Consider the following 23,188-nt stretch of genomic DNA (forward strand, 5'->3'; position numbering starts at 1 on the left):
GTGTCAGCCCTCGGAGTCCTGCGCGAGATCCGTCAGGAAGCCGTCGATGTGGTGGTGGAGCAGGGGTGCGCGGGTGGCGTCGAGCGCTTCGAAGTGGGTGCACTCCAACTCGCGGACGCGCAGTTGCGGTGCGCGCCGCGCCCACTGGCCGAGTTGGTCGGAGTGCCGGTCGGCGGTGCAGGAGATCAGCAGCGCGGGTCCGGTGTGAGCGGCGGAGGCCCGGTGGGCGTGGGCGGCTTCCAGGTGTGCGGCGGCGACTTCGCGCAGCCGCCGGCCTTCCTCGCCCGCGCCGCCGCCGTCCCCCTCGCCCGGCCGGTGGCCCATGGACCGCCCGATGCGGTCCAGCATCGCGTCGTGGTCGGTGGCCGGCCGGGCCGGGAGCTCGGCGTAGCTGTCCACCATGATCACGGCCGGGGCGGCGGCGCCCTCCTCGGCGAGGCGGCCGGCCAGTTCCCAGGCCAGTACGCCCCCGAGGGACCAGCCGACGAGGTGGCGGGGCGGCCGGGGCAGGGCACGCAGTTCGGCGAGGTAGCGCTCGACCATGGTGGGTACGTCGCGGTCGGGCCGCTCGCCGGGGAGCAGGCCGAGGGCGCGGACGGCGTGGACCGGGCCCCGGTGGAGGAGTTCGCCGGCCAGGGGGAAGTACGGGCCGATGCCGCCGCCGGCGGCCGGCAGCAGGACGGTCGGCTCGCCGCCCTCGCTCTCGCCGAGCGGGATGAGCAGGGGTTGGTACGTGGTCATGCCCGGCTCCTCCGCGCGGCGACCGCATGGGCCAGGGCGACGATCGTGGGTGTCTTGAAGAAGTCGAGGACCGGGATCCGTACGCCGTACTGGTTCTCGACGCGGGTCAGGGCGGTCAGTACGTTCAGGGAGTGCGCACCCTGGTCGAAGAGCGAGCGGTGCGCGCTCACCTGCCGGTCGAGCACCGTGCTCCAGATCGCGCGCAGGCCCTCGACGAGTGAGGAGTCGCGGCCCGCCGGCGCGCCGGATTCCGTGTCGTCCGCGCCATCCACGGCGTCCGCGGCATCCGCGTGCTGCGGCTGTGCGGCGAGGAGCAGTTCGGGCAGTGCGCGCAGCAGCGCCGCCCGGTCCAGCTTGCCGTTGTGGCTGGTGGGGATGGAGGCCACGGGCAGGACGTGGGTCGGGACCATGTACGAGGGCAGCGTCGCGGCGAGCGCGGCGCGCACCGTGGCGGGGGCGGCGGGCTGCTCCTTGCCGGGTACCAGGAAGAGCACCAGCTCCCGCTGCGAGCCCTCCCTATGGGAGGCGGCGACCGCCGCGCGGACGCCGGGGACGGCCAGGGCCGCGTTCTCCAGCTCGCCGAGTTCGACCCGGTGGCCCCGGATCTTGACCTGGTGGTCGTCCCGTCCGGCGTACACCAGCACCCCTCGCTCGTCGCGGAACACCAGGTCGCCGGTGCGGTAGCGGCGGGCGTCCGGGCCGGTGCCGTACGGGTCGGGGACGAAGCGTTCCGCGGTCCGTTCGGGGTCGTTGACGTAGCCCTGGGCGGGGCATTCGCCGCCGAGCAGCAGCTCGCCCGGCACGCCGGCCGGGGCGAGGTGCCCGGTGACGTCCACGACCTGGGCGCCGACGCCCGGGATCGGGCGGCCGATCGGCACGTGGGCGGGCCAGGGCTGGGTGTCGGCGGTCAGCTCCTGCGCCGTGACGACGTGGGTCTCGGTGGGCCCGTACATGTTGAACAGTCCGACGCGGGGCCGCCGGGCGAAGAATCCCTGGACGGCTCCGTCAACCTGCAACTGCTCTCCCGCCACGCAGATGTGACGGAGCGTCGGAAGCTCTTCGTTCAGTTCGTCGGCGGCCAGGGCGAAGGGGCGCAGCGCGGCCACCGGAAGGTACAGGTGGGTCACCCCGGTCTCGGCCACCCTCCGCACCAGGGAGGGCAGGTCGCGCCGGTCCACGGGCTCGCGGGAGACCAGGGTGCCTCCGGCGGCCAGGGTCGGGAAGATCTCCTGGAAGGACACGTCGAACCCGATCGGCGCGTACTGCATGAAGCGCGTGGTCCCGTCCATGGCGAGTACGCCGAGCTGCCAGCGGGTCAGGTTGACCAGGGCGCCGTTGCCCATGAGCACACCCTTGGGCCGCCCGGTGGAGCCCGAGGTGAACATCGTGTAGACCGGATCGCCGGGGCCCCGTGCGCCGGTGGCCGCCTCCGCGCTCTCCCCCGGCCGGCCGGTCCCCCGCTCCGGCTCCCCCAGTTGCTCGGGGGTGAGCACGGCGGCCGTCCCGAAGGTCCCTTCGCCCACCACGAGCCGGCAGCGTGCCTGGGCCGTCATCATGTCGAGCCGTTCCGCCGGCAGTTCGGGGTCGAGGGGCAGGTACGCGGCCCTGCGCTCGAGGATCGCCAGCACGCTCGCCACGGTCTCGGTCAGCCCCCGGGTGGCGACGCCGACGACGCTCTCGTGGCCCACACCCTGTTCGGCGAGCCCGCGCGCGAGGGCCCGTACGGTCCGGGCGAGTTCGCCGTACGTGGTGGTGGCGCCGTCCGCGGTGATCGCCGTCAGCTCGGGGTGTGCGGCCGCGGTGGCCATGACCCACTCGTACACGGTGGTGTGGTCGGGGGCGTGGTCGCCGGCTCGGGCCGGCTCCGCGGCCAGGACGGGTCCGGCGTCGCGGAACAGTTCGGCGAGGGTGCGGCCCGGGTTGCGGGCGGCGTTCGCGACCGCTTCGCGCAGGGAGTCGGCGATGCCCTGCGCCACCGCGGGCGGCAGCAGCGCCAGGTCGTGCTCCATCTCCAGGAGCCAGCCGCCGGGGGTGGGGGTGGCGAACAGCAGCAGGTCGAACTTGGCCGTTCCGTTGCCGTGCTGACGCACCGACAGTACGGGCCCTCCCGGCTCGAGCACGGCGCTGTCCTGCATGGCGAGCAGCGCCGAGAAGACCGGGTTGCGGTTGCTGGAGCGGTCCGGGGCGCAGTGCGCGGCGATCCGGTTGAAGGGGATGTGGGACCGGAACTTGGTGTCCTCGACCTCTTCGTCCACCACCTTGGCGACGAACTCCTCGAAGGGGGAGGTCCACTCGACCGGGACGGCCATCGGCAGGGTGTTGACGAAGAAGCCGCACAGGCCGAAGGAGCCGAGGGTCCGACGGGACATCAAGGTGGCGCCGAGCGTCGCGCAGTCGCCGCCGGAGTGCCGGGCCAGGACCGCCGCGTACGTCGCCGCGAAGAAGGTGAAGGGGGTGACGCCGAGCTTCCGGCAGGCCGCGTCGACGGACTTGGACTCCTCTGCGGTCAAAGGGAGTTCGATGCGTGCGCCCGCGAAGTCCGTTTCGGTCGGGCGGCCCGGCCGGGGGTAGAGCTCGGTCGCGCGGATGGTCGCCAGCCGGGCGGCCAGTGCGGCGGCTTCCTCCTCGGTCTCCTCCTCGGCCGCGGCGGCGAGCTGCGCCTGGAGCTCGGCGCGCAGTGCACCCTCACGGCCGGCGCGCAGCGCCTCCACGTCGAGGGTGCCGGCGAGCGCGGCGGTCAGGTCACCGGCGAACGGTCCGGCGGAGAAACCGTCGAAGACCGTGTGGTGGACGGCGAACAGCAGCGTCGCCGTGGACCCGTCTTCGCTGAGCAGATGGGCCGCGCGGAAGAGCGGCGGAGCGTCCAGGGAGAAGACGTGGGCGGACAGCTGCTCCAGCAGTGCGCTGCGACGGCCAGGGAATCGCGCCGCGGGCACCCGCTCGGTGTCCAGCGGAAGGCGCTCGGGCGGCAGCGGCCCGATGAGCGCGGCGTGCGGCGAGGGCGCTTCGTGCAGGCCCAGTCGGAGCGTGGGCTGCACGGCGGTCACCTTGGCGAGCGCGGCCCTCAGGTCCTCGGCGCCGATGCGGGGGTCGAGCCGGAATTCGAGGACGATGTTGTAGAGGTTGCGGGCGGCAACCGTCCGGTCGATGACGAGCAGCCCGAGCTGGGCCTCGGTCACCGGGAACATCTGGGAGTTCTGCACAGGAAGACCTCACGGGTATGCGGGCGGCACCGGCGGGAGACCTCACAGAATCATTCCTTCGCAAAGGTTTCAAATGTAATCGGGGACGCCGATCGAAAGCGGGCCGAACGCGGACGCGCCCCGCGCCCGGCCACCCCGGATCGATCGGGGCGGGCTGGGCGCAGGGCGCGAGGCGTGTGCGTGACGGGGCGGTCGGACGGTCGGACGGTCGGACGGTCGGACGGTCGGACGGTCGGACGGTCGGACGGTCGGACGGACAGTCGGACAGTCGGTCAGACGGACAGTCGGACAGTCGGTCGGACGGTCAGCGGGCCGCGGCCGCCGTCACCTGCTGGGCATAAGCCGCGGCGGCCGGTGCCAGCTGCACCGAGCCGTGGCCGGCGACGGCGTGGACGTCGCGCCAGAAGCGCTGGAGGTCGCCGTCCTCGTCCTGGCCCCGGACCCCCGCACCGCGGTAGAGCCGCTCCACGGCGGTGACCAGCAGATCGATCGCCACGGCGCAGTCGCGCAGGTTCAGCGGCACCTGCGCCGCGGGGTCCGCGCCGGGGTCGGCCGCCCGGTCGGCGCGCCCGGCCGCCGCCTCGAGCAGCAGCCCGGCGGCGTCGATCTCGGCCGCGGAGCGGGCGAGCACCTGCTGGTGGGTACCGTCCTCGAGCGCCGGGCGGCCGTCCGGGGTCCGCCGCTCGCGGGTGATCTCGGTCCAGGCGCGCAGCGCTCCCCGGGCAGCCCCCCACGCGGGTGCGGCGAAGAGCAGCGAGGCCACCAGCGGGAACGGGACGCGGTGGCAGCGGGCCGCCCCCGGCTCCGGCGAGCCGGCCAGCAGGTCCTCGCGCGTCATGGCGCGGTGTGCGGGTACGAAGGCGCCGTCCACGCTGATGGTGTGGCTGCCGGTGCCGCGCAGTCCGGCATTGCGCCAGGTGTCGTGGATCCGCACGTCGGCGCGCGGTACGGCGAGGATGCGCTGGCGGGGACCTTCGGGGGTCTCCTCGACGCAGGCGAGCAGCACCCACCGCGCATGGCGCACCGCACTGGCCATGGCCCAGCGGCCCGACAACCGCCAGCCACCAGGGGCTTTGGCGAGTTCTCCGGACGGCGGCACCACGGCAGCCGCTATGGACACATCGGGCGACTCCTGCCACAGTTCCTCTTGCGCCTCCTGTGGCAGGTGGGCAGCGAGTCGACCGTGGGCCGCCAGCAGCGCGGCGCACCAGGCCGCGGACGGGCATTCCTCCCCGACGACAGCCACCGCCTCGATGATTTCGGCGAACGTTCCGGCCGAGCCCGACCAGCGCCGTGGCACGAACTGCCTGAGGAATCCCGCCTCGGACAAGGCCGAGACCACAGCGGGGTGCAGATCCCGGTCCCGTTCGGACTCCTTCGCCTGTCGGGCCGCCTCCGCTGCGGCAAGTCGGGCAGCCAGCGGTGGCGTTGTTACGGACGGCAGGTGACTGGACATGAGTGGCGCCTCCTTGGCGGCTGTCAAAGAAAGAATTCACAGACGAATGTTTTTGGGTGTAGGTTCATGCCCCACCGCTCCTGGGGCACTTGAGGTGGGCAAGGAGGCCTCCCTCCGATGAAGCAGGACAGGTCGCGACGTACACACGCGCTCGTCTTGGACGCGGCCGCCACGGAGTTCGCGGCTCACGGTTTCGCCCGTACCAATCTGCAGATCGTGGCGAAGCACACCGGGCTGACCAAGGGGGCGGTGTACGGCCATTTCTCCTCCAAGGAGGCCTTGGCCGACGAGCTGGTCCGGCTCTTCGAGGAGAGCTGGGGGGACTTGCTGCGCGGCGCCGAGCAGTGCGGGCAGGAACCCGAGGAGGGGCTGCGCGCCCTGGTGCTGGGACTGACCCGGCACGTCCAGGAGGACGTACGGTTCACGGCGGGCCTGCGTCTGGCCACCGAGGACGCGCGGGCGCTGGGCGAAACCCCCGCCTTCCTGTGCGGGTTGGGCGTCACCGTCTCCCGTCTCGTCCGGGACGCGCAGCTGCACGGGGTCGTCGACCCCGCACTCGGCGCGGAGCCCTTGAGCCGACTGCTGCTCGCCCTCGTACTCGGCATGCACCAGATCACGTCGGCGGGCGGGGCCGGCCCCACGCACCAACAAGTCCTCGCTGTGTGGGATTTGGTCCTGCTCCTCATCCGGCCCGCGGCAGCCTGACCGGCCCCACCGCACTGCCCGCGTCGCCCACACTGCCCGCACCGACCGTGTCGCCCGCACGACGGACGCCGGGCAGCACGGGCCAGCCCTCGCGGCCGGCGCGGGCGAGCAGTACCGGATCGTCGCCGACGACCACCGGGTGCCCCACCGCGCAGAGCAGCGGAAGGTCGCTCGAGTGGTCGCCGTACGCGAAGCAGTCGCCCGCGTCGGCCCCGTACGCCCGCATGGCCCGGCTCGCCCGTACGGCCTTCTCCACGCCGATCACCGGGGCGTCGATCTCCCCCGTGACCACCCCGCCCGCACTGCGCTGACCCGCGCACAGCACGAGAGCGCCGCCGAGCGCTTCGGCCAGCGGCTCGAGGCAGTGGCGGGGCGCTCCCGAGACCAGTGCGATGCGGTGGCCGTCGCGTCGGTGGCGGTGCAGCGCCGCGAGCGTCGGCCGGTGCAGGAGGCCGCCCTTGGCGGTCTCCTGCCGGAACCACGCCCGGCCGGCCGCGGTGAGCGACTCCTGCGTGCAGCCCGCGAAGAGGCGGTAGTACGCGCGGTTGAGTTCCTCGCGCGCGACTCCGCGCTCCCGCCGGGCCAGCAGGTCGGCGCGCGCCCGGTCGAAATCCGAGGAGCCGGCGGCCTCGCGCTCCGGGTGGAAGGCCAGGAAGCCGATCATGCTCGTGACGGTGATGAGCGTTTCGTCCACGTCGAAGAAGGCGATGAGCGACGGCTCGTGGCGGGGCACCCGCTAGACCCTCATCAGCGGGCGGAGCCGGCTGCCGGCCAACCGCCCCTGCGACGGCGCCCGGCTCGAGCGGACTTCGCGGACGGTGGTCTCGACGGCGCACAGGATCTGCTCCGCACGGGGCTGCAACAGTGCGCCCGCCTCGGTGAGTTCGACCGGCAGCCGGCCCCGCCGGTGGAAGAGCTCCACCCCGAGGTCCTGTTCCAGGATCTTGATCTGGCCGGTGACCGTGGACTGTGCGCAGTGCAGGTTCTTCGCCGCCTGGGTGAAACTCAGCTCCCGCGCTACTTCGCGGAAGGCGCGGAGATGCTGGAGTTCCACGAGTTCCCCTCCCCCGAAGGCTCGACGGCAACCCGCGGACGGTAGAGGGCCGTGCTGCGCGCGATGGTGCGGTCCCCCTGGACGGCGGCCAGTTGGACGCGGCGCAACCCGTGGCGGCCCGTGGACGGCAGGGCCGCCACACCGCCGACGGACTTGATCACGGTGGGCTCGCGCAGTTCACCGAACGCGTCGAAACGGACCTCGGAGAACGCGAGGGACCACGGAGCGGCCCGGTGACCGGACCCGTCCCGCGCCGACTCCCGCCCGGTCCCGACCAGATGGCATCCCGCCTGCCGGAACGCCTCGACCAGGGCCATGCCGGGCACGTGGTCGCAAGAGTGCTCGAAGTAGCCGGGGTGGTCGCGGTCCACGCGCATGAGGTACCGCCCCGGGGCGGCCGTCCGGTCGACGGACAGCAGGACGTTCTCCTGCCCTTGCCGTCCGACCTCGGCGGCGTCGAGCATGCGGGGCTCCGCGCCGGCCATGTCGGCCGCCGCACCGCGACCGCGGGCCGCGGGGGCGCGCCGGTCGCGCAGCAGCCCGTACAACTCGGCGCCGACCGCGAGCAGCCGTACCGACACCCGTGCGCAGCGGCGGCCGCCGGTCTCCACCCACGCCTCGAAGCGCGCTCCGATCCGGTTCCCGGACGGGTGGGCCTCGGGCACGAAGCTGCCGTCGAGCACGAGCGGGAGCGGCTCGCCTCCCACCACCAGTGCACCGGGGTCCACGAGGTGGAAGTCGAGGTCGCGGAAGATGAAGCTGTGGGTCAGCGGGACGTCGTGGAAGCGGTGCGCGGTGTAGATGGCCGCCTGCCGGACGGTCTCCACCAGCAGCAGCGGGTCACTGCTGCCCTCCGCGTCCGGCTGGTAGAGCGCGTGGTGGCGGGGCCACTGCGCGGCGATCCGTACCCGGTTGCCGTCGCCGCGGCGGCCGTCGGTGAGGAAGACCTCGGCCACCGAGGCGCGGTGGACCAGGGAACGCGGGACCGTCCGGTCGAAGGTCAGGGCGCCGTTCCGGGGCGAGGATCCCGGCGGCGCCTGCCAGGGCAGGCGCGGCAGGTTGGCGCGGGAGACCGGGCCGGGCGCGAGTGAAGGACTGGACAGCAAGACGGAACCCCCAGGTAGATCGATCCTCGGCAAAGTGCGTCCGATTATCGGACCGAAAATAAACCTGCCGGAAGGTATATTGCAACCCTTGAGAGTTTCCGAACCGCCTTGCCGGGGGGTCGACAGAAGCCCCAGAGAGCAACAGGGACACGTCATGAACAGCAGCGACACCACGACCAGCGTCGGCTCGACGCGCCAGCAGCCGGCCCGCGAGCTGAAGCAAGAGCGCGCCCACCGGACCAAGGAGCAGATCCTGTGGGCCGCGGCCGAGGAGTTCAAGGAGAAGGGCTACCCGGTGGTGACGCTGCAGCACGTCGCCACCCGGGCCGGGCTGACCAAGGGCGCCGTCTACTTCCACTTCGCCAACAAGGAGGCCCTGGCGGTCGCCGTGGTCGAGGAGCACTACGCCCACTGGGCGCCCCTGGTGACCGAGGTGCGGGAGTCCGACCGCTCGCCGCTGGACATCATGATCACCGTGCTGGACCGCACCGCGGAACTCTTCCGCGATGACACGATGGTCCAGGCCGGCGCCCGGCTGCAGATCGAGCGCTCGCTGATCAAGGCGGACCTCCCCCAGCCGTACGTGGGCTGGCAGGAACTGCTGACCTCGCTGGCCGCCGCCGCGGTCGAGACCGGCCAGCTGCGCCCGGACACCTCCCCCGAGGCGCTGGCCCGCGTGCTCGTCGCCGCGTTCTTCGGCACCCAGCACATCTCCGACGTGCTCACCGGCCGGGCCGACCTGATGGATCGCTACACCGAGCTCCGCGACATCATCTTCGCCGGCGTCACCGTCTGAGGGCCGTCCGACCGACGGCCTGACGTCGCCGTTCGGGCCGTCGGCGGCTTCCATCGAGATTCCCGATCTTATTTGAAACCTTCGCGAAGGTTGGATTTAGTGGTGGTCGGCCCGAGAGACTCGGTTGCCATCGCGATCTCTGGAGTGCTTGCCTTATGAAGCTTGAAGCGGTCATCTCGGATGTGCTCGCCATACCCCTCGGGGAAGTCGACGACAGCCTGGGCCCTGTGCGCGACGACCGCTGGGACAGCCTGAAGCAGATGCAGCTGATCGTCACCCTGGAAGAGCAGTACAAGGTCACCTTCTCGCGGCAGGACCTGCGCGCCATGAAGTCCGTCGGCGCGGTGCGCGAGGTACTGCTGAGCAAGGGGGTGGCAGCGTGACGCTCACCGAGCAGGCCCCGTCGGGTACGGCGCCGGCCCCCCTCAGGGACGGCGACCTCACCTCCCTGCTGATGATCCGGCACTTCGAGTGGAAGTTGCTCGACCTGTTCGCGGAAGGGAAGCTCAACGGTACGACGCACACCTGCCTCGGCCAGGAGTACATCCCGGTCTCCCTGAACCCGCTGCTCTCCGCCGGCGACTTCCTCTTCAGCAACCACCGGGGCCACGGCCACTACCTCGCCCGGTTCGCCGACCCCGCCGGGCTGCTCGCCGAGATCACCGGACGCGAAGGAGCCGTCTGCGGGGGCGTGGGCGGCAGCCAGCACATCTTCCGCGACACCTACCTGTCCACCGGCATCCAGGGCGAGAGCCTGCCGGTCGCCGCGGGTGCGGCACTGCACTTCAAGCGGGCCGGCCTGCCGCACGTCGCCGTCGTCTACATCGGCGACGGGACCTGGGGCGAGGGCTCGGTGTACGAGGCCCTGAACATCGCCCGGCTGTGGGAGCTGCCGCTGCTGGTGGTGGTCGAGAACAACGGCATCTCCCAGACCACACCGGGCAGCGTCAACATGGCCGGCACGATCGCGGGCCGGGCCCGTGCCTTCGACGTCGACCACCACCGGGTGACGAGCAACGACGTGCGCCACATCCGCGCCGAACTGGCCCCGCTCATCGACCGGGTGCGCCACCAGCACATGCCGCTCGTCGTGGAGTTCGACACCGTACGGCTCGGCCCGCACAGCAAGGGCGACGACACCCGCCCGGCGCGGGAGATCGAGGCGGCCCGCGCGCGCGACTGGTACGGCGCGCTGCGCGCGGAGGACCCCGAGCGCTTCGACCGGCTCGACCAGGAGCAACGACAACTGATCGCCGGGGTGGCCGCCGATGTCCTGGCACGCCCGCTGGTGGCTGGAGAGACCGCATGAAGCGCAACGAGCGCGTGGGCGAGAACCTGAACCAGGCCCTGCACCGGGTGATGGAGTCCCACGAGGACGTCTATCTGATCGGCGAGGACGTCCTCGACCCCTACGGCGGTGCCTTCAACATCACCAAGGGGCTCTCGGACCGCTTCGCCGACCGGGTGCTGACCACGCCCATCAGCGAGAACGCCATCCTGGGCGTCGCCAACGGCCTCGCCCTCACCGGCAACAAGCCGATCGCCGAGATGATGTTCGGGGACTTCATCACGCTGGCCTTCGACCAGATCGTGAACTTCTCCGCCAAGTCCGTCTCCATGTACGGCGCCACCCACCCGATGCACCTGGTGGTGCGCTGCCCGGTCGGCGGCCGGCGCGGCTACGGCCCGACGCACAGCCAGAGCCCGCAGAAGCACTTCCTCGGCGTACCGGATCTGCACCTGTTCGAGCTGTCGCCCTTCCACGACAACGCGACGGTGCTGGAAGGGATGGTCGAACTGGGCAAGCCCTGCATCTTCTTCGAGGACAAGGTGCTCTACACCGAGCGCCGCCACCAAGGCGGCCCGGTCGGGGACCTGTTCTCGCTGGAGTTCACCGGCGAGGACCCCTTCCCGGTGGCCCGGCTGTTCATCGAGGACACCGCCCCCGAGCTCGTCATCGTCGCGCCCGGCGGCCTCGCCCAGCGCGCCGTCGACGCGGCACGCGAGCTGTTCCTGCAGCACGAGATCGCCTGCGAGATCTACGTGCCGTCCGCCCTCTACCCCTTCGACGCACAGCTGTTGGCGGAGCCCGTCGCACGAGCGGGCCGCGTCTGCGTCGTGGAGGACGCCCCGCCCGGCGGCAGTTGGGGCGCCGAAGTCGCCCACCAGCTGTACTCCACCTGCTGGGACAGCCTCCGCGCCCCCGTCCGTCTCGTCCACTCCGCGGACTCGGTGATCCCGACGGCCCTCCACCTGGAGCGCGACGTCCTGGTGAGCAGCGAGTCCCTGGAACTGGCCCTGAAAGAGCTGGCTCAATGATCGAGATCACCGTTCCCAAGCTGAACAACAACGACGCCCAGTACGACCTGGTCGAGTGGCTCGCCGAGGACGGCGCCACCGTCACGAAGGACGACGACCTTCTGACGCTGGAGACGTCCAAGGCGGCCGAGGACCTGGTCAGCGAGCACGACGGAGTGCTGCACCAGGCGGTCGAGGCCGGCGAGCAGGTGCCGCCCGGCGCCGTGATCGGCCGGATCTTCGCCGATGCGGCCGCCCGCGACGCCTTCCTGGCCGCCGCCGAGGCAGCGGCCGCGACCCGTACGGACACCTCCGGCGAGGGCGCGGACTTCGTACTCACCGCACAGGCACGCACCCAGGCCGCCGAGTTCGGCGTCACCGAGGAGGAGCTGCGCTCCCTCGGCAAGCGGATCATCAAGGGCTCCGACGTCGAAGCGCTCGTGGCGCGTCGCAGAGCTTCCGAGGAAATCCCTTCCAACCGCCTCGAGTTGAGTCAGCATCAGCGGGCCATCGGCGCGGTGGTCACCGAGTCGCACCGTACGGTCCCGGCGTCCTTCACCGTCGTACGGATGAGGGTCGACGCCGCCGAGGCGGCCACCAAGGAGCTCTCGGCACGCTCGGGGACGGCGATCGGCCTGCCCGCCGTACTGATCACCCAGCTCGCCGCGCTGCGCGCCGCATTCCCCGCCTTCTTCGCCACCTACGACGAGGACGGGTACGCACTGCTCGCTGAGCAGTCCCACGTGGGCGTGACGGTCGACCTGGGCAACGGCCTGTACATCCCGGTCGTACGGGACGCGGACCGGCTCTCCGCGGTCGAAGTCGCCGAGCAGCTCGAGGACTTCCGCTTCTCGGCGCTGCGCGGGAACTTCCGCGGCAGCGAACTCATGGGCGCGGCCATCACCCTGTCGCTCAACAACGACGAGGACGTGCTGCTGACCCAGCCCATCATCTTCCCCGGCCAGACCTGCATGGTCTCGCTGGGCGGCGTACAGACCGGGCTCGAACTGGCCGCCGACGGCGGCGTTGTCGCCGCCCGGTACGTACACGTGGGCCTGGCCTTCGACCACAGGGTCGTCAACGGCAGGGAGGCGGTCCAGTTCCTCCAGGCCCTCAAGAGCGCCCTCCAGGCGCCGGAGTTGGAGCGCACGGCGGAGCCGGCGGCGACGGCCGGCTGAGCGCGGGGACCAGGCGCGGGACGGCGGGCGGGAGCGGCGTGCCCTCGGATGCGGCGCTGCGCCTCGGGGGCATCCGGTACTACCTGCGCACCCGCGAGCAAAGCTCCCGCATTCCCTCTTCCCCGAACCCGGCGGACTGGACGAGGAGCGGAAGTTCCTGCGGTGGGGTGAGGTGGAAGGCCGGCTCATCGGCCGGCTCACCATGAAGAGCGACCCCCAGGACTGGCGGATCGCCTAGATCGAACCGGACGGCAGCTCCCTCACACACCTCGAGGAGCAGACCTTCGCCACCTTCCTGCGACGCCGGCTGCACGGCAACAACTCCCTGTTCTGAAGGGGGTTGCGCAGGGAGCGGGTATTGCCGGGAGATCTCCCCGGCAACCCGATCCGCCGGGGCCGACCACATGGTCGGCCCCAGTTCCGCGCTCGCGAGAGTCAGCCGAGCAGCGGGATGATGTCGGCGCCGTACGCGTCGATGGTCGCTTCCCGGGCATCGTGCATGTCGTAAAGCGCGAACTGGTCGACTCCGAGGGCCTCCAGGGCGCGGAGCTTCTCGATGTGGGCCTCCGCGGGGCCCAGCAGGCAGAAGCGATCGACGATCTCGTCGGGGACGAAGTCGGTGGACGGGTTCCCGGCGCGGCCGTGGTGGCTGTAGTCATAGCCCTGGCGGGACTTGACGTACTCGGTCAGCTCGTCCGGGACCATCGAGGAGTGCTCCCCGTAGCGGGAGACCAGGTCGGCGACGTGGTTGCCGACCATCCCGCCGAACCAGCGGCACTGGTCCCGGGCGTGCGCCAGGGCCTGCGCCGAGTCGTCCGCCGTGACGTACGCCGGGGCGGCCACGCAGATGGTGATCGCGGACGGGTCCCGGCCGGCCTCTACGGCAGCCTGCCGCACCGCCTTGATCATCCACTCGGTGAGGTAGAGGTCGGCGAGCTGGAGGATGAACCCGTCCGCCTTCTGCCCGGCCAGCGCGAGGGCCTTCGGCCCGTATGCCGCCACCCAGACGGGCAGCTTCCCGTCCCTGATCCACGGGATCTGGAGCGGCTTCCCGTCGACCTCGGCCTCGCGCCCCTCCGCCAGGTCCCGGATGACGTCGATGGCCTCGCCGAGGCGGGCGAGGGTGTTGGGTGCGCGGCCGGCGACCCGCATCGCCGAGTCCCCGCGGCCGATCCCGCACACCGTGCGGTTGCCGTACATGTCGTTCAGCGTCGCGAAGGTGGAGGCGGTCACCTCCCACGTGCGGGTGCCCGGGTTGGTGACCATCGGCCCGACGTGCATCCGCTGGGTGTTGGCCAGGATCTGGCTGTAGATGACGAACGGCTCCTGCCAGAGCACCGCGGAGTCGAAGGTCCAGCCGTAGCGGAAGCCATTGCGCTCGCCGCGCTTCATGAGGCTGATCACCTGGGAGGCGGGCGGATCGGTTTGCAGGACGAGGCCGAAGTCCATGGCTGGCTGCTCCTTGCTGCGTGCGGGCTTGCGGCTTACAGGTACTGACAGGTGGAGCGGGGAATGAAGGCCCCGTGGCCGGCCCGGCCCGTGAACTCCCGCCGGTCGATGACGAGTTCGCCGCGCGAGAGGACCGTGTCGACGCGTCCGGTGATCCGCTTGCCCTCGTACGCCGAGTAGTCCACGTTCATGTGGTGCGTCTCGGCGGAGATGACCTGCTCGGCGTGCGGATCGTAGAGGACGATGTCGGCGTCGGAACCCGGCGCGATGGTGCCCTTCTGCGGATAGAGGCCGAACATCCGGGCCGGGGTCGCGCAGGCGATCTCGATCCAGCGACGGCGGCTGATGTGCCCGTCCAGGACGGCCTGGTGGAGGAGGTCCATCCGGTTCTCCACGCCGGGGAGACCGTTGGGGATCTTCGAGAAGTCGCCGCGGCCCAGCTCCTTCTGGCCCCGGAAGCAGAACGGGCAGTGATCGGTGGATACCACCTGGAGATCGTTCGTCCGCAGCCCCCGCCACAGGGCCGCCTGATGCTCGCGGGGGCGCAGGGGGGTGGAGCAGACGTACTTGGCGCCCTGGAAGTCCGGCTCCTCCAGGTTGTCCGTGGACAGGAACAGGTACTGCGGGCAGGTCTCGCCGAAGACCGGCAGCCCCTTGTCCCGGGCCAGGGCCAGTTCCGCGACCGCCTCCTCCGCCGAGACGTGTACGACGTACAGCGGGGAGCCCGCGACCCGGGCGAGCTGGATGGCACGGTGGGTCGCCTCGGCTTCGAGGAGCACCTTGCGGACCTCGCCGTGGTGGCGCGGGTCCGTCTCCCCGCGCGCCAGGGCCTGCTCGACCAGCACGTCGATCGCGATGCCGTTCTCGGCGTGCATCATGATCAGCCCGCCGTTGCCCGAGGCCCGCTGCATCGCCCGCAGGATCTGGCCGTCGTCGCTGTAGAAGACCCCCGGGTAGGCCATGAACAGCTTGAAGGAGGTGACGCCCTCCCCCACCAGGTGGTCCATCTCCTTCAGGGTCCGCTCGTTGACGTCCGAGAGGATCATGTGGAAGGCGTAGTCGACGGCGCACTTGCCGTCGGCCTTGTCGTACCAGGTGTCGAGTCCCTCGCGCAGGGCGTGGCCCGGTGTCTGGACGGCGAAGTCCACGATGGTGGTGGTGCCGCCCCAGGCGGCGGCGCGGGTGCCGGTCTCGAAGGTGTCGGAGGCCGCGGTGCCGCCGAAGGGCAGCTCCATGTGGGTGTGCGCGTCGACCCCGCCGGGGATGACGTACTTCCCGCTCGCGTCGATCGTCCGGTCTGCCGTCCACGTCTCGGCGGCCGCCGTGCCGTGTGCCGCGAGGGCGGCGACGCGGCCGTCCTCGATCAGCACGTCGGCGTGCAGCTCGTCGGACGCGGTGATGACGAGGCCGCCGCGGATCAGAGTGCGGATGCTGCTCATGTACGTCTCCCCCGGTGCTAGTTGAGGATGCGGAGGGCCTCGGCGAGGATTTCGGCGCCCTCTTCCGCCTCGGCGACGGTGAGGGAGAGCGGCGGCGCGATGCGCAGCACGCTGGTGTTGTGGCCGCCGCCCTTGCCGAGCAGCAGGCCGCCCTTCCGGGCGGCCTCCAGCACGGCGGCGGCCGCGTCCGGGTCCGCCTGGTCGGTGCCGGGTTTCGTCAGCTCCAGTCCGGCCATCAGGCCCCGGCCGCGCACCTCGCGTACGGCGGGCACGGTCGCGGCGACGGCCCGCAGCCGCTCCAGCAGCAGACCGCCGACGCGGCGGGCGTTGCCCTGGAGGTCGTGTTCGAGGAGGTAGCCGAGATTGGCCACGCCCGCCGCCATGGTGACCGGTGAACCGCCGAAGGTGGAGATGGAGTTGGAGTCGAGGCAGTTCATCACCTCGGCGCGGGCCACGACTCCGCCGATGGACATGCCGTTGCCGATGCCCTTGGCGAAGGTGATGATGTCCGGCGGCCCGTTCTGGGCGTGGGCCTGCCAGCCCCAGAAGTGCTCGCCGGTCCGGCCCCACCCGGTCTGCACCTCGTCGCTGATCCAGAGGATGCCGTGCCGGTCGAGGACCTCGCGGAAGGACCCGTAGAGCCCGTCGGGAGGGGAGGTGAAGCCGCCCACGCCCTGGATCGGCTCGGCGATGAGCGCCGCGACCCCGCCGCGGGCCTGGCCCAGTACGTCTTCCAGGTCGGCGACCGCCGCGGCGGTGAAGGCGGTGTCGTCGAGGTGGGCGAAGGGGCCCCGGGTGCGGACCGCGCCGTGCACGTAGTACGTCTGGAGCGGCGAGAGGCTGGTCGGGGACCAGCCGCGGTTGCCGGTGATCGAGACGGTGGAGAAGGACCGGCCGTGGTAGCTGTTGCGCATCGCCAGGATCTGGTTGGAGCGGCGGTACGTCGTCGCGAGCAGCAGGGCGGTGTCGTTGGCCTCGGTGCCGGAGGTGGTGAAGAAGACCCGGGCGTCGGGGATGCCGGACAACGCCGAGACGCGCTCGGCCAGTTCGACCATCGGGCGGTTGAGGTAGAGGGTGGAGGAGTGGATGATCCGCCCGGCCTGTTCGGCGACGGCCTTGGTGACCTCGGGCAGGGCGTGGGCGGTCATCGTGGTGAGGATGCCGCCGAAGAAGTCGAGGTAGCGGTTGCCGTCCGCGTCCCAGACGTGGCGGCCTTCTCCGTGGGTGAGTTCGATGGGGCGGTCGTAGTAGAGCGTGAGCCAGTCGGGCAGGACGGAGCGGTGCCGGCTGTGCAGGGGGATCGGGTTGGTCACGGCTGTACGAGCCCTCCGTAGGCGTCGGGGCGGCGGTCGCGGTAGAAGGCCCACTGGTCGCGGACCTCCTTGATGAGGTCGAAGTCGAGGTCGCGGACGAGGAGTTCCTCCTCCTTGTCGCTGGCGACCTCCCCCACGAACTGGCCGCGCGGGTCGACGAAGTAGCTGGTGCCGTAGAAGTCGTTGTCGCCGTACTCCTCTTGGCCGACGCGGTTGATGGCGGCGACGAAGTATTCGTTGGCGACGGCGGAGGCGGGCTGCTCCAGCTGCCACAGGTACCCGGACAGGCCGCGGGAGGTGGCGGACGGGTTGTAGACCAACTGTGCGCCGCCCAGGCCTAGTTCGCGCCAGCCTTCCGGGAAGTGGCGGTCGTAGCAGATGTAGACGCCGACGCGGCCGACCGCGGTGTCGAAGACGGGGAAGCCGAGGTTGCCCGGGCGGAAGTAGTACTTCTCCCAGAATCCCCTGACCTGGGGGATGTGGTGCTTGCGGTACTTGCCGAGGTAGCTGCCGTCGGCGTCGATGACGGCGGCGGTGTTGTAGTAGAAGCCCTCGGACTCCAGCTCGAAGACCGGTACGACGATCACCATGCCGGTCTCGCGGGCGAGTGCCTGCATCCGCTGGACGGTGGGGCCGTCGGGGACGGCCTCGGCCCAGCGGTAGTGCTCGGGCTCCTGGACCTGGCAGAAGTAGGGGGCGTTGAAGACTTCCTGGAAGCCGATGATCTTGGCGCCCTGGGCAGCGGCCCGGCGGGCGTGCTCCTCGTGTTTGGCGATCATCGACTCGGTGTCTCCGGTCCAGGTGGCCTGGACGAGTGCGGCGCGGACGACTTGGGCCATGAGCTGCTCCTCGCGACGGGGTACGCCGGCTTCTACGCACGTAGAGGGTGTACGACGGCTGCGCGTAGGGAGTTGAAGGTAGGCCTCGGCCAGGCCCGGGGCAAGACCGCGTTGCGCGGTTGGAGTAGTGGATCACCAAACGCAGGAGTTACGTCGGCACGTGGTCGTTTCCGGTCAGGCGACGGGCAGATTCGCGACTCGAAGGGCGTGCAACAGGTCGCGGTGATGAGCCGCCGAGAGCGCTTCCGCGGCGCGGATCAGCCGGGGCGCGAACCATCGGGGGTCCCGGCGCGCGAGCCGCGCCGCCTCCTCGGCGGTGCGGACCCGGACGAAGGCGGCGAGCAGGGCGTCGGCCTCCGGGGTGTGGCCGGCCTCGGCGAGCACGAGGGCCGCCTCGGCGATCTCGGCGGCCGGGCGGGCGGCGCCCTGGCGCAGCAGGGCCTCGCGGTCGGCCGGCCCGAGGGCGGCGGCGGCCGCGGCGAACCGGGCGGGCGGCAGCGAGGCCGCCTCCCAGAGCAGGGTGGCCCAGTCCGCGGCCAGCCCGGCCCGCCTCAGCTCCTCCCCCAGCCGCACCAGCTGCTCGGTGGGCCCGACCGCGGCCTCGCAGAGCAGGGCGTGCGCCTCCCCGCTCCGCCCCTGCCCCCGCAGGGCCACGAGCCCCTCCACGAAGCCACGGGGCGCTCCGGCCCACTGGGCGGGCGCGGCATGCGGGCTGCCGCCCGGGGCGGAGCCGCCGGACGCGCCTCGCGGGCCGGCGGCGGGGTCCGGGTCGTGCCACTGGGCGGGCGCGCCTTGTGCGTCGGCGGCAGCGGTCGAGGTGTCCCACGCCCCGGCGCCACCGCGCGGGTCGGCGGCAGTGGGCGGCACGGGCCAGTGGGTGGAGCTCTCGGGAGCGCGGTCCGACCACGGGGCGGGCTCGCCCTGCGGATGCGGCCGGGGACCCGGGTCGGAGGCGGAAGCCCAGCCGGGCCCGGGAGCCCTGCCGGACGCAAGGTTGCTGCCGGGCGCGGGGCTGCCGCCGGGCGCGGGGTTGCTGCCGGGCGCGGGGTTGCTGCCGGGTGCGGGGTCGTAGCCCGTGCTCCAAGCCGGGGTGGTGGGCCGGCGGTCGCCTTGGTCCGCGGAGTCAAAGTCGCCGTCCGGCCAGGCGGCAGCCGGGCTCCAGGCCGCCTCCGGCTGCATGGCTGCGGGTCGCCCACCCGTCGGCCCGGATCCGGCGTGGCCGCCCTCGCCCGCGGCGGCGGACGGATGTCCGGAGAGCGGGCCTTCGGAGCCAGCGTGCAGGGCGGCGCCCGCCGGGTCGGCGTGCCCGGACCCCGGCTCCCCCGCCGGGGCCGGCTCCGCCGACGCGCGGGTGGGCCGTCCGAAGCGGGCGCCGCGCAGGGGTGGAGTGGACGACGGGTGCCCCGGGGGCACCGTGACGGCCTCGGCTTCGGGCACCGCCGCCCCCGCGTACCGGGCCCCGCCGCTACGCCGCGCACCGCGCAGCCACCGCCCCTCGGCCCGCCCGACCGGCTCCCCCGCCGCCGCCGACGCCGGGCCCGACGCCGGGCCGGAAGCCGGGCCGGATGCCGTGGTGGACGTCGGGGCAGGCGCCGCGTCCTCCGCCCAGCGCGCTGTCGCGTCCGAAGCCGCGTCCTGCGCGTGCGCCGGACCCCCGGTCCATTCCGCATCCCGCGACCCCGTCCGCGCGCCGGCGCCCCGCACGCCTTCCCGCGGGCCCGGCCACGCACCGGCGGGCCCCGCGCCCGGGGACGGCGCGGTGCGCTGTGCGGGTACGGAGTTCAGGGGCTCCGGCCGCGCCTGTGCCGGGTGTCCGGGCCAGGCGTCCTCCGGGCGGACGGCGGTCCCCGGGGCCACGGCCTCCAGGCGGGCCGTCAGGTCATCGTGGCGGGCCGCCGCGCGGGCGGCGTCGTCGCGGGTCCAGGAGAGTTCCCGGGACAGGGCCCGCGCCTGCGCCGGGTCCGCCGTTTCCGCGAGCAGCGCCGACAGCACGCGCAGGCCCTCCCGGGCCTGGGCCCGCTGTTCCGCGGCCGAGGCCAGCAGCGTGCGCAGTTCCTCCACGCCGCCCGGCAGCCGGTCCCAGACCCCGACCGCGGCGGCCCGCAGACCGGCCGCGTACTGCGTCTCCCGGGCGAGCGCCGTCGCGCCCGTCGATGCGGCCAAGTCGCCGAGCAGCGACTCCAGTACGTCCCAGGGCGGCATCGCGGCCCCGTCCAGACAGGCGCGCATCCCCTGCGGGTCCCGCCGCAGGAACTCCCCGTACCAGCCGGCCCCGGGATCCAGTCGCTGCGTCAACCCCCGCATGTATCCGGAGAGTTGTCCGATCACCTGCGAAGTCGCGGTCTCCATGCCCGCATTGGATCCCACCTGTGTTACGGGCGGGCTACAGGAGTCTCAAAGCTTGGCGGCGGGCGGGGCAAGCCTGACCGCGATCGCGATGTGCGGCCGCCCGCGCCGGACGATCGCGGCCGGCACGTCCAGCATCCAGAACTGCCAGGTGTACTTGCGGCCCATCAGCTTCCGCACCCGCGTGAGCCCGGCCGCGTCCAGCAGCCGCGCCTCGCCCTCGGCGACCGCGGCGCCTTCGGCCACCCGCCCGCGCACGTCGCAGGCCACCACCGTGACCCGCCCGTCGTTGCGGATCCGCTTCACCTTCCACGCGTCGTCGCGCGTCCACACGTACAGCTCGTCGCCGTCCGCCACCGCCCACACCGGCGTGGCCACCGCCGTGCCGTTCTTGCGGAAGGTGGTGAGACTGACGTACCTCGCTCTGCCCAGCTCCTCGATCGTCATGCGCCCGACCCTACGCGGCCCGGTCAGCGGGAGGTGGCGGCCCGTTCCAGCAGGCTCTTCAGCAGGCCCTGCTCCTCCGGGGCGAGCCCGGACACCGGTGAGTCCACGGAGAGGAGGTCGAGGAGCCGGGTGCGCAGGGCGGTTCCCTCGGGCGTGAGGACGAGCTGCTTGGCGCGGCGGTCGGTGGGGTGCGGATGCCGCTCGATCAGGAGCAGCTTCTCCAGTTTGTCCACGACGAAGGTGGCGTTGGAGGGCTCGCAGCTCATGCGCTCGGCGAGCTCGCGCATGGCCATCGGCCCGCTCATCTCCCGCAGCGCGGTGGCCTGGGACGCGGTGAGACCCAGAGTGGCGGCGCGCTCCCGCACGTGCTCGGCGATCCGGTGGGCCAGCCCGTCCACCAGCCCGCACAGCTGCCGCTCGGCGATGGCCCGGTGCTCGGGAGGTGTCGTCATGGCCCCAGTTTAACAAGTCCCTCAAGCCAGAATATTTATAGCTTGAATGATTCAAGCTTGATGCTTATGGTTGGCCTCACCGCTCCGGCAGACCGGCCGACGGGAATCTGGCGATCACTCACAAAGGAGCCTCCATGCCCGACTTGACGACAGCGACAGCGACAGCGACCCGCGGAGAACGCCTGCACCGCCCCTCGGGAATCCGCTCGCTGTGGCTGGGCGACACGAAGGTCTCCTACGTACCCGACGGCGACGTACGGCTCCGGCCGCTGCCGCTGCTCCCGGACACCACCGACGCGGTGTGGAGCGCCCACCCGGAGTACCTGGACCCCGCGGGCCACCTCGTGGCGAGCGTCGGCGCCCTCCTGGTGCAGCACGGCGGGCGGTCGCTGCTGATCGACGCGGGCTTCGGACCGCAGACGCACCGCGCCCCGGACGGCCCCGTCGCCGTGATCCACGGGGGCGCGCTCCCGGCCGGCCTGGCCGAACTCGGCCTCGCCCCGGGGGACATCGAGGCGGTGGCCTTCACGCACCTCCACTCCGACCACATCGGCTGGGCCGTCCATCCCGCCCCCGGCGAGGACGGGCGCCTCTTCTCCCGCGCCGAGTACCTGATCGCCGCGCCCGAGTGGGACCGGCTCGACCTCCTGGCGGCGGAGGGCACGGCCGAGCGGGTCGCCGCCCTCGCACCGCGCGTGCGCACGCTCGACGACGGACAGGAGATCTTCCCCGGGGTCCGCGTGCGGATCACCCCCGGCCACACCGTCGGGCACGCCGAGTACGTCATCACCGGGGGCGGCCGGCGCCTGATCGCCTTCGGCGACGCCGTGCATTCACCGATCCAGATCGACCACCCCGACTGGTCCTCGGCCTTCGACCACGACCTCGCCCGGACCGCCGTCCACCGCCGCCGGCTCGTGGCCGAACTGGCGGAGCCGGACACCATCGGCTTCGGCGTCCACTTCGCCGACGTGGTCTTCGGGCGCGTGCGACAGGACGGCGACAACGGGGACGCGGACGGTCCGGCCTGGCGCCCCGTCGACGCGTAGCCCGGCGGGCTACCCCCGCACCGCCTCCCCGTGGGTGAGGGTCTCCCACGCCACGAACAGGTCGTCCGTCCCGGCCGGCCGGGTCTTCTCGACCAGCTCGCGGGTGTACGGGAGTTTCGCGCCCGTCCGCACCGCGTAGTGCTGGAGGGCGACTTCCAGGTCGGGTCCCATCGTGCGCTCCAGCTTGCCGCCGCACAGCCATCCGGGAGCCTCGGCCCCCAGCTGGTACTTCGCGTGGAACTCCAGTGCCGCCCGGAGCCGCTCGCCCTGCTCCCCGTACAGGTCGACGCCCTGGTGCCAGGCCGTCTCCGCGATGTGCGCGGACGCCGCGAGCGCGTAGCCGACGTGCATGAGGTTGCGGCAGGTCTCCTGGGCGACGCCGTCCACGTACGTCCCCTGGCCGAACCAGTACGCCGTCACCTTCTCCGGCGAGTCGATGGCGGTGCGCGGCGGGGGCAGCGGGTGCGCGCCGTCCCGCTTGAGGTAGAAGTACGCCGGGACCCGCTCCCGGAACCGCTCCAGGGACTCCTGGAAGACGGCCCGGTCCTCCAGGAACACCGAAATGCCCAGGGCTGCGTCCGTCATCGCCAGCTCCCAGTTGCCGTTGTACGCCGGCACCTGCGCGCGGACGGCCGGGAGGTAGGCCGTGCGCAGCATCTCCTTGAAGCGGGCGACCCGCCCCTCCCCCCAGTTCGGGTAGTCGGCGTGGACGATCTCGGCGGCGCGCGCCCAGGTGGAGCCGGACCAGGCGGCCTGGAGGCCGGCGTTGTCCTCGGCGTGACGTTTCATCACGGCGGACCAGCCGTCCATGATCTGCACGGCCTTGCGGGCGTGGGAGGCCTTGCCGTTCACGGACCACAACAGGGCGTGGGTGTACGCGGCGATCGCGTCCTGCCGTTCGTCGAGGCAGGACTGCGGCCCCGAGTTGAAGGGGCAGGGCACCACGTCGGCCGGGTGGGGCTGGTAGTCGAGGGAGGCGTAGCGGCTCTTCAGGAGCGCCCGGTACGCCGAATTCCAGGGCTCCTTGCCGGCCGCGACCATCTGCTTCGCGTGCTGGAGCCGGGTGTGGCTGACGACGACGCCCGGGTGGCGGAAGACCACGTCGCCCGGGTCCCCGGCGTGGGCCCGGCCCTCGGGAACGGCGCATGCCGCGAGCAGCAGGCCGCCCGCGAGGAGGGCGCCCACGAGTCCGAGGCCGAGTCGCTTGGATGTGGATGCGTTCATGTCTGACACGCCTTCACGCTTGCCCCGCGCCCCGGTCCTCCCACCGCCGATTGAGCCGTTCGGCCCGCCGGGCCCGCTCTAACGGCACGCCGG

At 72.3% G+C, this 23,188-nt stretch carries 21 protein-coding genes; 7 read left to right on the forward strand and 14 right to left on the reverse strand.

The window, feature by feature from the left end; translation table 11 throughout:
* Positions 1 to 3: 3 nt before the first annotated feature.
* The 3 genes from OG730_RS07525 to OG730_RS07535 all read right to left on the reverse strand — a co-directional run bounded on the left by OG730_RS07525 (position 4) and on the right by OG730_RS07535 (position 5,400).
* Complete coding sequence (locus OG730_RS07525) at positions 4 to 741, reverse strand: alpha/beta hydrolase (protein ID WP_327303466.1); 738 nt, start codon at positions 739 to 741, stop codon at positions 4 to 6.
* The gene (locus OG730_RS07530) at positions 738 to 3,944 is read right to left on the reverse strand and encodes a non-ribosomal peptide synthetase (protein WP_327303467.1); all 3,207 of its coding nucleotides are present in this window, start codon (positions 3,942 to 3,944) and stop codon (positions 738 to 740) included. Before OG730_RS07530 ends, OG730_RS07525 begins: the two co-directional genes overlap by 4 nt.
* Before the next feature lie 304 nt (positions 3,945 to 4,248).
* Positions 4,249 to 5,400 carry an acyl-CoA dehydrogenase family protein gene (locus tag OG730_RS07535; RefSeq protein WP_327303468.1) on the reverse strand — a complete coding sequence of 384 codons (1,152 nt, stop codon included), beginning with the start codon at positions 5,398 to 5,400 and terminating at the stop codon, positions 4,249 to 4,251.
* A gap of 117 nt (positions 5,401 to 5,517) precedes the next feature.
* Between OG730_RS07535 and OG730_RS07540 the strand changes: the two genes are divergently transcribed.
* Positions 5,518 to 6,105, forward strand: coding sequence for a TetR family transcriptional regulator (locus OG730_RS07540; protein WP_327303469.1), 588 nt, complete (start codon positions 5,518 to 5,520; stop codon positions 6,103 to 6,105).
* Here OG730_RS07540 and OG730_RS07545 read toward each other — a convergent pair.
* The 3 genes from OG730_RS07545 to OG730_RS07555 are packed head-to-tail and all read right to left on the reverse strand — an operon-like array spanning position 6,083 to position 8,265.
* Entirely contained in the window at positions 6,083 to 6,838 is a 756-nt protein-coding gene (locus tag OG730_RS07545) for an HAD family hydrolase (RefSeq protein WP_327303470.1), read from the reverse strand. The two genes, OG730_RS07540 and OG730_RS07545, sit on opposite strands and share 23 nt — an antisense overlap.
* A 3-nt stretch (positions 6,839 to 6,841) precedes the next feature.
* On the reverse strand, positions 6,842 to 7,159 hold the full coding sequence (locus OG730_RS07550; protein ID WP_327303471.1) for a LysR family transcriptional regulator: 318 nt from the start codon (positions 7,157 to 7,159) through the stop codon (positions 6,842 to 6,844).
* Positions 7,123 to 8,265: a ScbA/BarX family gamma-butyrolactone biosynthesis protein gene (locus OG730_RS07555; protein ID WP_327303472.1), complete on the reverse strand. Its 1,143-nt coding sequence runs from the start codon at positions 8,263 to 8,265 to the stop codon at positions 7,123 to 7,125. Before OG730_RS07555 ends, OG730_RS07550 begins: the two co-directional genes overlap by 37 nt.
* A gap of 154 nt (positions 8,266 to 8,419) precedes the next feature.
* On the opposite strand from OG730_RS07555, the gene OG730_RS07560 reads away from it, so the two are divergent.
* The 5 genes from OG730_RS07560 (at position 8,420) to OG730_RS07580 (ending at position 12,537) form a co-directional block, all read left to right on the forward strand.
* Positions 8,420 to 9,061 carry a ScbR family autoregulator-binding transcription factor gene (locus OG730_RS07560; RefSeq protein ID WP_327303473.1) on the forward strand — a complete coding sequence of 214 codons (642 nt, stop codon included), beginning with the start codon at positions 8,420 to 8,422 and terminating at the stop codon, positions 9,059 to 9,061.
* Positions 9,062 to 9,216: 155 nt separating this feature from the next.
* Entirely contained in the window at positions 9,217 to 9,444 is a 228-nt protein-coding gene (locus tag OG730_RS07565; protein ID WP_327303474.1) for an acyl carrier protein, read from the forward strand.
* A complete protein-coding gene (locus OG730_RS07570) occupies positions 9,441 to 10,370 on the forward strand; it encodes a thiamine pyrophosphate-dependent dehydrogenase E1 component subunit alpha (protein ID WP_327303475.1) in 930 nt (309 codons plus the stop codon). The genes OG730_RS07565 and OG730_RS07570 overlap by 4 nt, the downstream gene beginning before the upstream one ends.
* Positions 10,367 to 11,380, forward strand: a complete 1,014-nt coding sequence (locus tag OG730_RS07575) for an alpha-ketoacid dehydrogenase subunit beta (RefSeq protein ID WP_327303476.1) — start codon at positions 10,367 to 10,369, stop codon at positions 11,378 to 11,380. The genes OG730_RS07570 and OG730_RS07575 overlap by 4 nt, the downstream gene beginning before the upstream one ends.
* Complete coding sequence (locus OG730_RS07580) at positions 11,377 to 12,537, forward strand: 2-oxo acid dehydrogenase subunit E2 (RefSeq protein WP_327303477.1); 1,161 nt, start codon at positions 11,377 to 11,379, stop codon at positions 12,535 to 12,537. The genes OG730_RS07575 and OG730_RS07580 overlap by 4 nt, the downstream gene beginning before the upstream one ends.
* 435 nt (positions 12,538 to 12,972) lie before the next feature.
* On the opposite strand, the gene OG730_RS07585 is transcribed toward OG730_RS07580, so the two are convergent.
* The 7 genes from OG730_RS07585 to OG730_RS07615 all read right to left on the reverse strand — a co-directional run bounded on the left by OG730_RS07585 (position 12,973) and on the right by OG730_RS07615 (position 20,822).
* A complete protein-coding gene (locus OG730_RS07585; protein WP_327303478.1) occupies positions 12,973 to 13,986 on the reverse strand; it encodes a TIGR03842 family LLM class F420-dependent oxidoreductase in 1,014 nt (337 codons plus the stop codon).
* Between the two features lie 35 nt (positions 13,987 to 14,021).
* The gene (gene hydA, locus OG730_RS07590) at positions 14,022 to 15,425 is read right to left on the reverse strand and encodes a dihydropyrimidinase (RefSeq protein ID WP_327303479.1); all 1,404 of its coding nucleotides are present in this window, start codon (positions 15,423 to 15,425) and stop codon (positions 14,022 to 14,024) included.
* A 17-nt stretch (positions 15,426 to 15,442) separates the two neighbouring features.
* Positions 15,443 to 16,738: an aspartate aminotransferase family protein gene (locus OG730_RS07595; RefSeq protein ID WP_327303480.1), complete on the reverse strand. Its 1,296-nt coding sequence runs from the start codon at positions 16,736 to 16,738 to the stop codon at positions 15,443 to 15,445.
* Positions 16,735 to 17,577 (reverse strand): nitrilase-related carbon-nitrogen hydrolase, encoded by an 843-nt coding sequence (locus OG730_RS07600; RefSeq protein ID WP_327303481.1) that lies wholly within the window; start codon positions 17,575 to 17,577, stop codon positions 16,735 to 16,737. Before OG730_RS07600 ends, OG730_RS07595 begins: the two co-directional genes overlap by 4 nt.
* 174 nt (positions 17,578 to 17,751) lie before the next feature.
* On the reverse strand, positions 17,752 to 19,926 hold the full coding sequence (locus OG730_RS07605) for a hypothetical protein (RefSeq protein ID WP_327303482.1): 2,175 nt from the start codon (positions 19,924 to 19,926) through the stop codon (positions 17,752 to 17,754).
* A gap of 45 nt (positions 19,927 to 19,971) precedes the next feature.
* Positions 19,972 to 20,370: a PPOX class F420-dependent oxidoreductase gene (locus tag OG730_RS07610; RefSeq protein ID WP_327303483.1), complete on the reverse strand. Its 399-nt coding sequence runs from the start codon at positions 20,368 to 20,370 to the stop codon at positions 19,972 to 19,974.
* Positions 20,371 to 20,393: 23 nt separating this feature from the next.
* On the reverse strand, positions 20,394 to 20,822 hold the full coding sequence (locus OG730_RS07615) for a MarR family winged helix-turn-helix transcriptional regulator (protein ID WP_327303484.1): 429 nt from the start codon (positions 20,820 to 20,822) through the stop codon (positions 20,394 to 20,396).
* A 134-nt stretch (positions 20,823 to 20,956) separates the two neighbouring features.
* On the opposite strand from OG730_RS07615, the gene OG730_RS07620 reads away from it, so the two are divergent.
* The gene (locus OG730_RS07620; protein ID WP_327303485.1) at positions 20,957 to 21,871 is read left to right on the forward strand and encodes an MBL fold metallo-hydrolase; all 915 of its coding nucleotides are present in this window, start codon (positions 20,957 to 20,959) and stop codon (positions 21,869 to 21,871) included.
* Positions 21,872 to 21,880: 9 nt separating this feature from the next.
* Here OG730_RS07620 and OG730_RS07625 read toward each other — a convergent pair whose 3' ends face one another.
* A complete protein-coding gene (locus tag OG730_RS07625; RefSeq protein WP_327303486.1) occupies positions 21,881 to 23,095 on the reverse strand; it encodes an alginate lyase family protein in 1,215 nt (404 codons plus the stop codon).
* Positions 23,096 to 23,188: the final 93 nt, after the last annotated feature.

Source organism: Streptomyces sp. NBC_01298, from assembly GCF_035978755.1.
Classification (GTDB): Bacteria; Actinomycetota; Actinomycetes; order Streptomycetales; family Streptomycetaceae; genus Streptomyces.